General features: G+C 65.2%; 11 protein-coding genes. 6 read left to right on the top strand and 5 right to left on the bottom strand.

The genetic code is table 11. The annotated features are described in order from the left end of the window. Both N2605_RS10370 and N2605_RS10365 read right to left on the bottom strand, forming a co-directional pair. Nucleotides 1-987, bottom strand: a complete 987-nt coding sequence (locus tag N2605_RS10370; RefSeq protein ID WP_036023006.1) for a phosphotransferase family protein — start codon at nt 985-987, stop codon at nt 1-3. Continuing rightward, nucleotides 984-1,772 carry an enoyl-CoA hydratase/isomerase gene (locus N2605_RS10365; protein ID WP_225132208.1) on the bottom strand — a complete coding sequence of 263 codons (789 nt, stop codon included), beginning with the start codon at nt 1,770-1,772 and terminating at the stop codon, nt 984-986. The genes N2605_RS10370 and N2605_RS10365 overlap by 4 nt, the downstream gene beginning before the upstream one ends. A gap of 166 nt (nt 1,773-1,938) precedes the next feature. Between N2605_RS10365 and N2605_RS10360 the strand changes: the two genes are divergently transcribed. The 4 genes from N2605_RS10360 (at nt 1,939) to N2605_RS10345 (ending at nt 5,543) form a co-directional block, all read left to right on the top strand. Next, nucleotides 1,939-2,718 carry an SDR family NAD(P)-dependent oxidoreductase gene (locus N2605_RS10360; RefSeq protein WP_036044683.1) on the top strand — a complete coding sequence of 260 codons (780 nt, stop codon included), beginning with the start codon at nt 1,939-1,941 and terminating at the stop codon, nt 2,716-2,718. Nucleotides 2,719-2,824: 106 nt separating this feature from the next. Then, nucleotides 2,825-3,205: a VOC family protein gene (locus tag N2605_RS10355; RefSeq protein ID WP_036023004.1), complete on the top strand. Its 381-nt coding sequence runs from the start codon at nt 2,825-2,827 to the stop codon at nt 3,203-3,205. Between the two features lie 376 nt (nt 3,206-3,581). Further along, complete coding sequence (locus N2605_RS10350) at nt 3,582-4,859, top strand: acyl-CoA dehydrogenase family protein (RefSeq protein ID WP_260346514.1); 1,278 nt, start codon at nt 3,582-3,584, stop codon at nt 4,857-4,859. 69 nt (nt 4,860-4,928) lie between these two features. Beyond that, nucleotides 4,929-5,543 carry a flavin reductase family protein gene (locus N2605_RS10345; RefSeq protein WP_036023002.1) on the top strand — a complete coding sequence of 205 codons (615 nt, stop codon included), beginning with the start codon at nt 4,929-4,931 and terminating at the stop codon, nt 5,541-5,543. A 188-nt stretch (nt 5,544-5,731) separates the two neighbouring features. Here N2605_RS10345 and yghU read toward each other — a convergent pair whose 3' ends face one another. Beyond that, entirely contained in the window at nt 5,732-6,604 is an 873-nt protein-coding gene (gene yghU, locus N2605_RS10340) for a glutathione-dependent disulfide-bond oxidoreductase (RefSeq protein WP_036023001.1), read from the bottom strand. A gap of 285 nt (nt 6,605-6,889) precedes the next feature. Here yghU and N2605_RS10335 point away from each other — a divergent pair, with 285 nt between their 5' ends. Together N2605_RS10335 and N2605_RS10330 are read left to right on the top strand one after the other, a co-directional pair. Continuing rightward, a complete protein-coding gene (locus N2605_RS10335; protein WP_260346513.1) occupies nt 6,890-8,023 on the top strand; it encodes a nitronate monooxygenase in 1,134 nt (377 codons plus the stop codon). Between the two features lie 123 nt (nt 8,024-8,146). Continuing rightward, a complete protein-coding gene (locus N2605_RS10330) occupies nt 8,147-9,655 on the top strand; it encodes an acetyl-CoA acetyltransferase (RefSeq protein WP_225139547.1) in 1,509 nt (502 codons plus the stop codon). 141 nt (nt 9,656-9,796) lie between these two features. Here the strand turns inward: N2605_RS10330 and N2605_RS10325 are convergent, their stop codons facing one another. Both N2605_RS10325 and N2605_RS10320 read right to left on the bottom strand, forming a co-directional pair. Beyond that, nucleotides 9,797-11,491, bottom strand: coding sequence for a methyl-accepting chemotaxis protein (locus N2605_RS10325; RefSeq protein WP_260346512.1), 1,695 nt, complete (start codon nt 11,489-11,491; stop codon nt 9,797-9,799). A 229-nt stretch (nt 11,492-11,720) separates the two neighbouring features. Beyond that, the gene (locus tag N2605_RS10320) at nt 11,721-13,409 is read right to left on the bottom strand and encodes a methyl-accepting chemotaxis protein (protein ID WP_225146076.1); all 1,689 of its coding nucleotides are present in this window, start codon (nt 13,407-13,409) and stop codon (nt 11,721-11,723) included. Nucleotides 13,410-13,488: the final 79 nt, after the last annotated feature.

The raw sequence follows: 13,488 nt of genomic DNA, 5'->3' as shown, positions 1-13,488 counted from the left end.
TCAGCTCCCGCGCGGCGCCAGAAGCCGCAACAGATCGATCTCGGTCTCGCTGGCGCGGCGGCCGATCATGGCGCGCTCCATGGAATGGTCGGGCCCCTCGCGAAAGCGCTGCATCATGCCGCCGCACATGATGCCCCAGCGCAGCGTGCCCATCACTTCCCAGAACTTGACGCGCTCAGGGTCGACCTTGCGGCCCGAAGCCTCGTAACCGGCGAACAATTCCTCGCGCGAGCCAAAGCCGCCGACGGGCTTGTCGATCTCGCCGAAGCGCCAGGAGTTCACGCAGACCCAGCCGAGGTCCTCCATGGGATCGCCGAGATGGGCGAGTTCCCAGTCGAGCACGGCGCGAACGCCATCCGCGCCGATGATGAGATTGCCGTTGCGGAAATCGCCGTGCACCAGCGTGGTCTCGACTGAGGGACCCGGATCGTGGTCGCGGAGCCAGCGCAGCGCCAGCTCGAACACGGGCTTGGGCCAGTTCAGGCTGCGATAGTCGCGCTCGAACTCGGCGATCTCCTGGGTCGCGCCCCTGCTGCGCAACGCAGGCAATTTGTCCTGCGGCAGCCGATGCAGACCTGCGAGAATGCCGCCGATCTGCCGCGCCAGACGCGGCCGCGCCGCCGCATACTCTTGATCGCGAAGAATCTTGCGCGCGATGGTCTCGCCCTCGACGCGCTGCATGATGAAGCCGGTGCCGAGATCGTCCTCCGGCACCAGCACATGCAGGACGCGGGGCGACGGCACGCCGGCCTCATAGGCGAGCTGCATCAGCTGCGCTTCCGCGGCAAGACCGGCCGCGCGGGTCGGCGCGGCGCCATAGCCCTTTGGTGAGCGCCGCAGGATCGCGCCGATCGGCCCGTCGGGATGGGAGATGTCGAAGCGCCAGGTTTCCTGGCTGGCGCCGCCGGAGAGCTTTGCCGCACAGGTCGCGCCGGTCGCCCCTTTGCACCAGCGCTGGACGCTGCGTGAAAGCGCCGCCTCGATCATTTGCCCTTGAACTGCGCGGGCCGCTTCTCGAGGAAGGCGCCGACGCCCTCGCGGAAATCCTCGGTGTCGCCGGCGCGGAGCTGGCACTGGAATTCCAGATTGAGCTGATCCTCGAAGGAATTTTCCGGGCTGTCCCAATAGAGCTTGCGGATCAGCGACAGCGCCACGGTCGGCCCGCTGGCGAGATCGCGCGCCAGCTTCATCGCTTCCTCCATCAAGACGCCGTCATCATAGACGCGGTTGACAAGGCCCCATTCCAGCGCCTTCTCGGCCGGCAGGCGCTCGCCCATCAACGACAATTCGATCGAGCGCGCGCGGCCGACGAGGCGCGGCAACAGCCAGGTCGAGCCGCAATCCGGCACGAGGCCGATGCGGCGGAAGGCCTGCAGGAAATAGGACGAGCGCGCGCATAGGATCATGTCGCCGAGCAGCGCGAAGCTCATGCCGGCGCCGGCGGCCGGGCCATTGACCGCGGTGACGATCGGGCAGTGCAGGTTGCGGATGCGGCGCAGGAAGGGATGAAAGCCGGTCTCCAGCGTAAGGCCGGCCTTGGTCTTCTTCGCCTGGTTGTTGCGGCCTTGCAGATTGGCGCCCGTGCAGAACGCCCGCCCCGCACCGGTCAGCACCACGCAGCGCACCTCGTCCTTCTTCTCCTCGATCGCATCGAGCGCCTCGGAAAGACCGCCCAGCATGTCGACGGAGACCGCGTTCATCACCTCCTGATGGTCGAGCTTGAGGATCGCGACCGAGCCATCGAAGTCGAGCGTGACGTGTTTGAACTCCATGGTTTCCTCATCAGTTGCGGCCCGCACCAGTTTCGCAGGCCGGAATTCGTTTTGCCGGGGCGCATATTTGATTTTTGGCGCGGTCTTGTCCATGGTGATCGGAGCATAGCAAGCAATCTTGTGCGCAGCGGCTGATGCGCCGCAGTCAAAAAACAGGAAACGCGCCATGAACCTCTTCGACCTTTCCGGCCGCGTGGCCGTGATCACCGGTGGCAATGGCGGCATCGGGCTCGGTATCGCGCAGGCGCTCGCGGGCCAGGGCTGCAACGTCTCGATCTGGGGCCGCAATGCTGACAAGAACAAGGCCGCTGCCGCGAGCATGGAGGGCCTGTCCGGCAAGGTCGACAGCCGCGTCTGCGACGTCACCGATCCGGCCTCGGTCGCTTCAGCGATGAAGGCGACGCTCGACACCTTCGGCCGGGTCGACGGCTGCTTCGCCAATGCGGGCATCGGCGGCGGTGGCCGGCGCGCCTTCATCGAGCGCACCGAGGAGGAATGGCGCACGATGTTCGCGACCAATCTCGACGGCGTGTTCCACGCGTTCCAGGCCGCCGCCAAGCACATGACGGATCGCGCCAATGCCGGCGATCCCTTTGGCCGGCTGGTCGCGACCTCGAGCCTCGCCTCGATCTTCGGCACGGCGCGCAACGAGCATTATGCCGCGACCAAGGCCGCCATCAACGCGCTGGTGCGCGCGCTCGGCGTCGAGCTGGCACGTCACGGCGTCACCGCCAATGCGATCCTGCCGGGCTGGATCAAGAGCGACATGACCGCAGGGCTCATGGCGAACGACAAGTTCGTAGCCAACGTGATGCCGCGGATTCCGATGCGGCGCTTCGGCGAAGCCTCCGATTTCGGCGGCATCGCGGTGTATCTGATGAGCAAGGCGTCGTCGTATCACACCGCGGATACGTTCGTGATCGACGGCGGCTATACCGCGTTTTGATTCTCGTAGCCCGGATGGAGCGCAGCGAATCCGGGACGGCCAAAAGCAAGCAAGACCCGGATTTCGCTCTGCTCCATCCGGGCTACAACACTGAGGGAACGGGCAAATGTTTTCACACGTCATGATCGGTACCAACGACCTGGACAAGGCCAAGGCGTTCTACGACCAACTGCTCGGCACGCTCGAGGTGCGGCCGGCCAGGGTCGACGGCCACCGCATCTTCTACATCACCAAGACCGGAGTGTTCTCGGTATCGAAGCCGATCAACGGCGAGCCGGCGACCTGCGCCAACGGCGGCACGATCGGCTTTGCCGCCAATTCGCCGGAACAGGTCGATGCGTGGCACGCGGCGGGCGTTGCAGCCGGCGCAAAATCGATCGAGGATCCGCCCGGCATTCGCCAGGGCCCGGGCGGCAAGCTCTATCTGGCCTACCTGCGCGATCTCGATGGCAACAAGATCTGCGCGATGCATCGGATGGCGAACTAGCCACATCCACTGCTGTCATTCCCCGCGACCCGGCTACGCCAAGGCTTCGCCAGGGTTGAGGTCCAGGGGCGCCGAAGCTTTAGCGTAGGCGGCAGGCGGGGAATCCAGTACGCCGCAGCTACTCTGTTCAATCACTGCCGTCTCGGAGTACTGGATCGCCCGCCCCAGTGCGCAAGTGCGCACAAGGCGGGCGATGACGGCGGAGAGCGTGGCGCGGGCGTGCCCAGTGCGCCGCGCCCATTCAAACAACATTTCAAACGGCCTTGCGATATTCCATCGCATGGCATGGCCTCACGCGTGAAAATGCGCCCTCGCACTTTGCCGGCGCTGCGACTATTCTTGCGCACAACACATTCTAGCGATCCCGGGAGGACCAATGACAAAACACACCTACATTCCCCGCACCACCAACTACACGCTCAATCCCGGCGACGAGCTCAACGACTTGCGGATGTCGGACCAGGTCCGGCCGCTTTACGATCACGTCAAGAAGTTCATCCGCGATACCGTCGAGCCGATGTCGATCGAGTTCGCCAAGGCCGGCGAGGGCAAGCAAGATCGCTGGAGTTTTACGCCGAAGCAGCTCGAGGTGCTGGAGAAGGCCAAGAACAAGGCCAAGCAGGAAGGCCTCTGGAACTTCTTCCTGCCCGATGACGAGACCGGCCAGGGCCTGAAAAATCTCGACTACGCCTATATCGCGGCAGAGCTCGGCAAGAGTCCGCTGGCCTCGGAGACCATGAACTGCTCGGCGCCCGACACCGGCAACATGGAAGTGCTGGAACGGGTCGGCACCAAGGAGCAGAAGGAGAAATGGCTGAAGCCGCTGCTCAACGGCGAGATCCGTTCGGCCTATGTCATGACCGAGCCGAACGTCGCCTCCTCCGACGCCAAGAACATCTCGACCACCGCAAAGCTCGTCGGCGACGAATGGGTGATCAACGGCGAGAAGTACTACATCTCGGGCCTCGGCGATCCCCGCTGCAAGATCCTCATCGTGATGGTGAAGACCAACCCGGACGCGGCGCCGAGCAAGCAGCAGTCGCAGATCCTGGTGCCGCGCGACACGCCCGGCGTCGAGGTGCTCGGTCCCATGTACGTGTTCGGCCAGGACCACGCCCCGCGCGGCCACATGCACATGCGCTTCAACAATGTGCGCGTGCCGAAGGAGAACATCCTGCTCGGCGAAGGCCGTGGCTTCGAGATCTCGCAGCTCCGCCTCGGCCCCGGCCGCATCCATCACTGCATGCGCACCATCGGCAAGGCCGAGAAGGCGCTCGACCTGATGGTGCAGCGTGGCCTCACCCGTGAGGCCTTTGGCAAGAAGATCGCCCATCTCGGCGGCAACATGCAGATCATCGCGCAGGCGCGCTGCGAGATCGAGGCGATGCGGCTGATGGTGCTGAAAGCGGCGAAGGCAATGGACGTGCTCGGCAACAAGGAGGCCCGCGTCTGGGTCTCCATGGTCAAGGCCATGGTGCCCGAGCGCGCCTGCAAGATCATCGATCAGGCCATCCAGATGCACGGCGCCACCGGCATCTCGCACTGGACCCCGCTCGCCGAGATGTATCAGGACGTGCGGCACCTGCGCTTCGCCGACGGTCCGGACGAGGTGCACTGGATGGTGGTGGGCCGCCACGAGCTGAGCATGGCGTGAGCCGCTCTCTTGGCGCGCGTCGGCCTCTCCCCGCCCACGGGGAGAGGCGCAGAAAGAAACGGAGCCACCATGGACTACGCCGCCAGCGAGCTGACGCCACGCGAGCGCTACAAGGTGCTGACGTCCTTCATTCTGCCGCGGCCGATCGCGTGGGTGACCACGCTCGGGCCGACCGGCGTGGTCAACGCCGCCCCGTTCAGCTTCTTCAACGCCTTCTGCGAGGATCCGCCGCTCTGCATGTTCGCGGCCAACCGCAAGCCGAACGGCGAGGACAAGGACACGTTTCTCAACATCCAGCGCACCGGTGAATTCGTGGTCAATCTCACGGACGAGCCGCTGGCGCGGGCGATGCACGAGTCCAGCGGCGATTTTCCGCCTGAGATCAGCGAACCCGACTATCTCGGGCTAAAGCTCGCGCCCTCGGCGAAGATCGCCGTGCCCCGGCTGGCCGACACGCCCTGGGCCATGGAGTGCAAGCTCTGGAAGCTGATCGACGTCAACGACGATCGTCGCCTGATCATGGGCGAAGGCCTCCACTTCCACATCCGCGACGAGCTCTGGGACGACAAGGCGATGCGGGTGCACATGGACCGCTATCACCCGATCGGCCGCATGTTCGCCGACCGTTACTGCCGCACCGATGACCGCGTGGTGTTTCCGGCGGCGGAGGGCATGAAGAAATAGGCCGCAGCAACGGTGCGCTCCCTCGCCCCATGGGGCCGCGACGAGCTTGGCTCGCGCTGAGAGGGTTGGAGTGAGGGGCTTTCTCCACGCGCGAGACTGTCGAGGGACCTGTACCCCCTCACCCGAATTCGATCTGCGATCGAATTCGACTTCTCCCCACTTGCGGGGAGAGGTGATGAACCCGTTAGCTACGTCGCGGGCACGAGCTTGTCCTGGGTCTTGGTCTCGAAGTCGCTCGCGTCGTGGCGCTCGTGGAGCTGGCTGGCGGGATCGCCGGAGACCCGGTTGACCATGCGGCCGCGCTTCACGGCGGGGCGCTGCGCAATCTGGTCGGTCCAGCGCTGCACGTTCTTGTAGTCCTGCACCGACAGAAATTCGCCGGCGCCATAGACGAGCCCCTTGGCGAGCGCGCCATACCAGGGCCACACCGCCATGTCGGCGATGGTGTAGTCCTTGCCCGCGAGATATTCGTTGTCAGCGAGACGCCGGTCGAGCACGTCGAGCTGGCGCTTGGTCTCCATTGCGAAACGGTCGATGGCGTATTCGATCTTGGTCGGCGCATAGGCGTAGAAGTGGCCGAAGCCGCCGCCGAGATAGGGCGCACTGCCCATTTGCCAGAACAGCCAGGACATCGCCTCGGTGCGGGCCTTGACGTCCTTCGGCAGGAAGGCGCCGAACTTCTCGGCGAGGTAGAACAGGATCGAGCCTGACTCGAACACCCGGACAGGCTCGGGGCCGGAGCGATCCATCAGCGCCGGGATCTTGGAATTTGGATTGATGTCGACGAAGCCGCTGCCGAACTGATCGCCATTGCCAATCTTGATCAGCCAGGCGTCATATTCGGCGCCCTTGTGGCCGAGCGCCAGGAGCTCCTCCAGCATCACGGTGACCTTGACCCCGTTCGGCGTCGCCAGCGAGTAGAGCTGAAGCGGATGCTTGCCGACTGGCAGCTCCTTGTCGTGGGTGGGCCCGGCAATCGGGCGGTTGATGTTGGCGAATTGCCCGCCGTTCTCCTTGTTCCAGGTCCAGACTTTGGGCGGCACGTAAGGGGCGTCGGTCATGCGGGGCTCCGGGCAAAAAGGATGCGTCTGCATTAATTAGCCCGCAAACGGCCGATGACAAGGGCGCCGCAATGCATTGCCGGATGGGACAACTCTGCGTTTTGTCATGGCAGCCCCTCCCCTCCGTCATTCCCGGGTGCCCGCAGGGCCTGCGGCCCGCGGATAGAGCGCGACGTCTGCACACAAGATGCCTCGCCAGATCCGGCATGTCATCGATCGGCTAGCGTCACTTTGCTTTGCCAGCGAAAGCAACGAGAATGCGAAGCCTGCCGCCGGGAGAGAGCCATGAAATCGCCGATCTGCGACATGCTGGGGATCGAATTCCCGCTGCTCGCCTTCAGCCATTGTCGCGACGTCGTTGCCGCCGTCAGCCGCGCCGGCGGCTTCGGCGTGCTGGGCGCGACCGTGCATACGCCGGACACGCTCGAGCGTGAGCTGACGTGGATCGATGATCACGTCGACGGCAAGCCTTACGGCATCGACGTGCTCATCCCGGAAAACATCTCGACGGCCGGCGAGAAGGACGTCACCTGGAAGAGCCTGGAAGCGCGCGTGCCGCAGGAGCACCGCAACTACACGCGCGATCTCCTGGAGAAGTACGACATCGAGCTGACCACCACCGAGGTCGCGGACAACCAGCCGCAGCCGTTCGACGGCAAGACCGCGCTTCAGCTGCTCGAGGTCTCCTTCAATCATCCGATCCGCCTGATCGCCAATGCGCTGGGCGTGCCGCCGAAGGCGATGATCGAGATGGGCAAGAAGCACGGCGTGCCGGTTGCAGCGCTGGTCGGCGCCAAGGAGCACGCGCTGCGCCAGGTCGCGGCCGGCGTCGATATTCTCGTCGTGCAGGGCACCGAGGCCGGCGGCCATTGCGGCGAGGTCTCGACCATGGTGCTGGTGCCGGAGGTGATCAAGGCGATCAAGACTATCCGAGACGTGCCGGTGCTGGCAGCCGGCGGCATCATGACGGGACGGCAGATGGCGGCCTGCATGGCGATGGGCGCGGCCGGCGTCTGGACCGGCTCGGTGTGGCTGGCCACGGTCGAGTCCGAGACAAGCGAGATCTTTCGCGAGAAGATGATCGCGGCATCCTCGCGCGATGCGGTGCGCTCGAAGGGCCGCACCGGCAAGCCGGCCCGGCAGCTCCGCTCAGTCTGGACCGACGCCTGGGACCGCGCGCCGGATAGCCCGGGCGCGCTGCCGATGCCGTTGCAAAGCATCATTAGCCGCGACGCCTTCCATTCGATCGACCGAGCCGCCGCAAGCGGCAACGCCAAGGCGCGCGATCTCGTCAGCTATTTCGTCGGCCAGGGCGTCGGCCTGATCGACAGCGTCAAGTCGGCGGGTGCGGTGGTACAGGAGTTCAAGCAGGATTTCGCCGAAGCCGTCGAGCACATGAATGCGCTGGTGGCGGAGTGACGATCCCACTTGTCATTGCGAGCGCAGCGAAGCAATCCAGACTGCCTCCGCGGAAAGATCCTGGATTGCTTCGCTGCGCTCGCAATGACGAACAACTGACATCGTGAACTGAAGCAAGAAGAAATGACCAATATCCCCGAAGACCGCATCCCCGTCATCGTCGGCATCGGCGAGATCGTCGATCGCCCCAAGGAGATCGCCGAGGGTCTCGAACCGCTCGACCTGCTCGAACAGGCGCTGCGGCGGGCTGAACAAGACGCCGGCGCAAAGCTGCTCGGCGAGGTGCAATCGCTCGACGTCGTCAATTTCCTGAGCTGGCGCTATCGCGATCCGGAGCAGCTTTTGGCTCAGCGCCTCGGCATCTCGCCCGCGCATTGCTATTACGGCCCAGTCGGCGGCGAGAGCCCGATCCGCTACATCCACGAGGCGGCCAAGCGCATCGCGCGCGGCGAGTGCAGCGTGGCGGCGGTGTGCGGCGCGGAAGCGCAATCGAGCGCTACCAAGGCGGAGCGCGCCGGCGTCAAGCTGCCGTGGACGCCGTTCGCCTATGACGTCGAGGAACCCAAGCGCGGCGCGGCGTTCCAGAAGCCGCTGGCGGTGAAGCTCGGCGTGTTTCGACCTGTGACCGTCTATCCATTCTATGAAGCGGCCTCCTCCGCGCATTGGGGTCAGACGCCACGCGAAGCCATGGCGGAGTCAGGCACGCTGTGGTCGCGCTATTCGGAAGCCGCCGCGGAGAACCCGAACGCCTGGCTGAAGCGGCGCTACACGCCGGAGGAGATTACGACGCCGACCGCGGACAATCGCCTGATCGCCTGGCCCTACAACAAGCTGATGGTGGCGAACCCCAGCGTCAACATGGGCGGTGCGCTGCTGCTCACCAGTCTCGCCAAGGCACGCGCAGCCGGGATCGCCGAAGACAAACTGGTCTACCCGCTCGGCGGCGCCTCCGCGGAAGAGCCGCGTGACTATCTGCTGCGCGACCAGTTTTACGAGAGCCACCCGCAGAACGCCGTGCTGAAAGCGGCGATGGACCTCGCCGGCGGCGACGGCAAGTCCTTCGACGCGATCGAGCTCTACAGTTGCTTCCCCTGCGTGCCCAAAATGGCGCGGCGGACACTGGGCTTAGGTGCCGACGTGCAGCCGACCGTGACGGGCGGCCTCACCTTCTTCGGCGCGCCGCTCAACACCTACATGACGCATGCCGCCTGCGCTATGGTGCGGCGGCTGCGCGACGGCGCCAAGCTCGGCCTGCTCTATGGCCAGGGCGGCTTCGTCACCAAGCACCACGCGCTGGTGGTGTCGAAGACGGCGCCGCGCGAGGCGCTGGTGCAGGAAACGAGCGTGCAGGCCGATGCGGACCGCAACAAGCGCGCGGTGCCGGAGTTCGTCGCGGAGGCCACTGGCAAGGGCACGGTCGAGAGCTTCACCGTGCTTTACGGCCGCGGCGGCAATATCGAGCATGGCGTCGTGATGCTGCGGACAGAGGACGATCGCCGCACGCTGGCGCGGGTCCCGGCGAGCGACGGCGCGACGCTGGCGCAGCTGCTCGCCATGGATCGCACCCCGGTCGGCTCGTTCGGCGAAATCGCTATGGCAGAAGATAACGTGCCCGAGTGGCGGGTGGCGTGATCTCGTAGGGTGGGCAAAGCGAAGCGTGCCCACGGCCTTCGTGTGATCCGGAAAGAATGGTGGGCACGGCGCAAGAGCGCCTTTGCCCACCCTACGAGATCTCAGCCCTTCGGCGCCTGTTTTTTCCGACGCGGTCGAGAGTCAGGCGGCGCGAACCGAGTTCAGGAACTTGCCGACCTCGAGCTTGAGGCGGTTGGAATCGCGGGACAGCATCTGGGCCGCCGACAGCACCTGCGTGGACGCTGATCCCGTCTCCGAGGCGCCGCGCTGCACGTCGCCGACGTTGGACGAGACCTGCTGGGTGCCCAGGGCGGCCTGCTGCACGTTGCGGGCGATCTCCTGGGTCGCTGCGCCCTGCTGCTGCACGGCCGTCGCGATGGCCGAAGCGATCTCCGACAGACGCGCGATGGTGCCGCTGATCTCCCCGATGGCGCTGACCGAATCCTGCGTCGCCGCCTGGATGCCGCCGACCTGCTGGCCGATCTCGCCGGTGGCCTTGGCCGTCTGCTCGGCGAGCGCCTTGACCTCGGAGGCCACCACCGCGAAGCCGCGGCCGGCTTCGCCAGCCCGCGCCGCCTCGATGGTAGCGTTGAGTGCCAGGAGGTTGGTCTGGCCGGCAATCGCATTGATGAGCTCGACGACATCGCCGATCCGCGCCGCAGCCCGCGACAGCTCGCTAACACGCTCGGTGGTGGCATGCGCCTGGCTGACCGCCTCGCTCGCGATCCGGGAGGAATCCTGCACCTGCCGCCCGATCTCGCGCACCGAGGACGACATCTCCTCGGCAGCCGAAGCCACCGAATGGACATTGCTGGAGGCGGCCTCCGAGCCGGACGCAACTACCGTGGCCAGCTCCTGCGCCCGGCCCGCGGTCGAGGACAGGGTCGAGGCCGATGCCTCAAGCTCAGTCGCGGCGGCCGATACGGTCTCGACGATTTCCCCGATCGCCGCCTCGAAACCGTCGGCAAGCTTGGTCATGTCGGCCTTGCGCTGCGCCTCGGCGCGGCGCTGCACCGCCTGCACCTCGTCGCGGCTGAAACGGACGATGGTCTGCACGGTCTGAAGGTTGCGCAGCGCCTCGCCGATCTCGTCGTCGCGCTCGATCACGATGCGATTGTCAAGCTTGTCCTGCACGAGGTTGACCAGCGTGTCGTTGAGCTGCCGCATCGGTCCCTGAATAGCACGCATGGTCGCAAGGCCTGCGAAGCCGACGATAGCCGCACCGGCGACAGCCAGCAGCGACAGGATCAGGCTGGTCGAACCGCCGGTGGCGACCGCGCCACCGATGCCGAGCGCGAGCATGAACACCGATTGCAGCACCATCATCGTGATCAGGCGCGCCTTCAGCGTCCCGGTAAAGATGCTGAAGTGGTCGAGCCAGGAGCGGCGGCGGATGATGCCGGCGTCGATGCGATAGCCATGCGGCTTCTTCTCGCGGATGGCGGCATAGACCTCTTCGGCGAGCTTGCGCTGGTCGGCCGGCAGCTTGGTGCGGATCGACGTATAGCCCTTGACCTCGCCGTTCTCGCGGATCGGAGAAGCCGTCGCCAGCACCCAATAGAAGTCGCCGTTCTTGCGGCGGTTCTTGACTGCGCCGAGCCAGGGCTTGCCGGCCTTCAGCGTGTCCCAGAGATTGTCGAATGCCTCCGGCGGCATGTCCGGGTGACGAACGATATTGTGCGGCTGGCCCATCAGTTCCGCGGACGTGAAGCCGGCGGCCGCGAGGAAGTCCTCGTTGAAGTACGTGAGCTTGCCCTTCAGATCGGTCCGCGAAACGATCAACGTCTCATCACTGACCGGATATTCAACGGTGGTGACGGGAAGATTCTTGCGCATCAGAGCCCCCAAACAATGCGATATGCGTTCATTCCAGACAGGACGGCCGCTGTTCGAGGCGTCTTCCCTCAATTCTCGTAAGGCGAATTTAACTATCCATGAAATGGGCGCCCCGTATGTTTACGGTCGGCTCCCCATGATCCTACCGCCAGACGACATCACGCTACCGCAGAAAAAAAGAGCGGCGCTTTTGGCACCGCTCCTGGTTTGATCAATCCACGGCCGCGCCTTACGCGGCGCGGACGTTGGTCAGGAACTTGCTGACCTCGCTCTTCAGCCGGCTCGAATCGTTCGACAACATCTGCGCCGCCGACAGCACCTGCGAGGAGGCCGTGCCGGTCTCGGTTGCGCCGCGCTGCACGTCGGTGATGTTGGACGACACCTGCTGGGTGCCCTGCGCCGCCTGCTGCACGTTGCGGGCAATCTCCTGCGTCGCGGCGCCCTGCTCTTCCACCGCAGCCGCGATGGCCGACGAGATCTCCGACAAGCGCTCGATGGTCGAGGAGATCTCCTTGATGGCGCCGACGGAATCGTTGGTCGCCGCCTGGATACCGGAGATCTGCTGGCCGATCTCGCCGGTCGCCTTCGCGGTCTGCTCGGCGAGCGCCTTCACCTCGGAGGCGACGACGGCAAAACCGCGGCCGGCTTCGCCGGCGCGCGCCGCCTCGATGGTGGCGTTCAGCGCCAGCAGGTTGGTCTGGCCGGCGATGGTGTTGATCAGCTCGACGACGTCGCCGATGCGCGCGGCGGCCTTGGACAATTCGCTGACGCGCTCGGTGGTGGCACGGGCCTGACCGACTGCATCGCCCGCCATCCGCGCCGATTCCTGCACCTGGCGGCTGATCTCGCCGACCGACGAGGCCATCTCCTCGGTCGCCGAGGCCACCGACTGCACGTTGGTGGAGGCTTCCTCCGAAGCGCCGGCCACCGTGGTCGCGAGCTTCTGGGACCGCTCGGCCGTACCTGTGAGGGTGGTGGCCGATGCTTCCAGCTGGGTCGATGCCGACGACACTGTTCCGATGATCTGGCCGACGGCGCTCTCGAAGTCGTCGGCGAGCCTGACCATGTCGCGTTTGCGCTGCTCGGCATTGCGACGCTCGGTTTCAACCTGTTCCGCCTTCAGCCGCTCGACCTCGATGGCATTGGTCTTGAACACCTGGACCGCCTGAGCCATCTCACCGATCTCGTCCTTGCGTTCGATACCCGATACGATCACCGAGGTGTCCCCATTCGCGAGAACACCCATCTCGGTCGTGATGCGCTGGATCGGGCGGGTGACCGCGAAGGCGACGCCGAAGGCGCCCACGAGCGAGAGCAGCAGGGTGACGAGGCCTCCGATCAGCATGGCCATGGTGGCGCTGGACGAGGCGGCGTCGGAGGCAGCCGCCCGCACTGACAACAGCGACCGCTCTTCCCTGTCCATTTCCTGGACGACGGCGCGGAGGCCATCCATCGACTTCTTGCCGGCTCCGGAAGCCTCGAGCTCACGCGCCTTCGCCTGGGTTGCCGGATCCTTCATCAGCGCGATTTCGCGCTGCGCGACGTTGGTTGCCCAGTCGTTGGCAAGCGCCTTGACCTGCTCGAGTCGCTTCTGCTGCGTGGCGTTGTCCGAGGTCAGGCTGCCGACTTTGGCCGCCGCAGTCTGAAATTGTTTCAGCCCGGCTTCGTAAGGAGCGAGAAAGCCGGCATCGCCAGACACGAGATAGCCGCGAACGCCGGTTTCCTGATTGACCATCGCACCGACAAGCTCGGAAAGCTGCTCCAGCACCTGATAGGTATGCACTGTCATCTTCGCCGTGGAATTCATTACGCTCAGCGAGTTGTAGATGGCTGCGGTGCTGCCGGCGACGACGAGACAGATCGCCGCGAATACGGCGGAAACCTTAATGGAAATACGAAGGTTGTTGATCCAAGACATTAAATCCTCCCCAATGCTGACGGTCGGGAGTTGCTGGTCCGGACCGGCTCCGATCGTGCTACGACTTCCGCCACGATCT

Origin of the sequence: Bradyrhizobium yuanmingense, assembly GCF_025200905.1 — a bacterium.
In the GTDB taxonomy this organism is placed as follows: domain Bacteria; phylum Pseudomonadota; class Alphaproteobacteria; order Rhizobiales; family Xanthobacteraceae; genus Bradyrhizobium; species Bradyrhizobium yuanmingense.
This window is presented reverse-complemented; position numbering and strand designations above follow the sequence as displayed.

Coding starts and splice junctions, on each gene's coding strand:
- N2605_RS10365 (WP_225132208.1), bottom strand. CDS start 1,772: ATGGAGTTCAAACACGTCACGCTCGACTTCGATGGCTCGGTCGCGATC.
- N2605_RS10345 (WP_036023002.1), top strand. CDS start 4,929: ATGGACTACGCCGCCAGCGAGCTGACGCCACGCGAGCGCTACAAGGTG.
- N2605_RS10325 (WP_260346512.1), bottom strand. CDS start 11,491: ATGCGCAAGAATCTTCCCGTCACCACCGTTGAATATCCGGTCAGTGAT.
- N2605_RS10355 (WP_036023004.1), top strand. CDS start 2,825: ATGTTTTCACACGTCATGATCGGTACCAACGACCTGGACAAGGCCAAG.
- N2605_RS10330 (WP_225139547.1), top strand. CDS start 8,147: ATGACCAATATCCCCGAAGACCGCATCCCCGTCATCGTCGGCATCGGC.
- N2605_RS10335 (WP_260346513.1), top strand. CDS start 6,890: ATGAAATCGCCGATCTGCGACATGCTGGGGATCGAATTCCCGCTGCTC.
- N2605_RS10350 (WP_260346514.1), top strand. CDS start 3,582: ATGACAAAACACACCTACATTCCCCGCACCACCAACTACACGCTCAAT.
- N2605_RS10370 (WP_036023006.1), bottom strand. CDS start 987: ATGATCGAGGCGGCGCTTTCACGCAGCGTCCAGCGCTGGTGCAAAGGG.
- N2605_RS10320 (WP_225146076.1), bottom strand. CDS start 13,409: ATGTCTTGGATCAACAACCTTCGTATTTCCATTAAGGTTTCCGCCGTA.
- N2605_RS10360 (WP_036044683.1), top strand. CDS start 1,939: ATGAACCTCTTCGACCTTTCCGGCCGCGTGGCCGTGATCACCGGTGGC.
- yghU (WP_036023001.1), bottom strand. CDS start 6,604: ATGACCGACGCCCCTTACGTGCCGCCCAAAGTCTGGACCTGGAACAAG.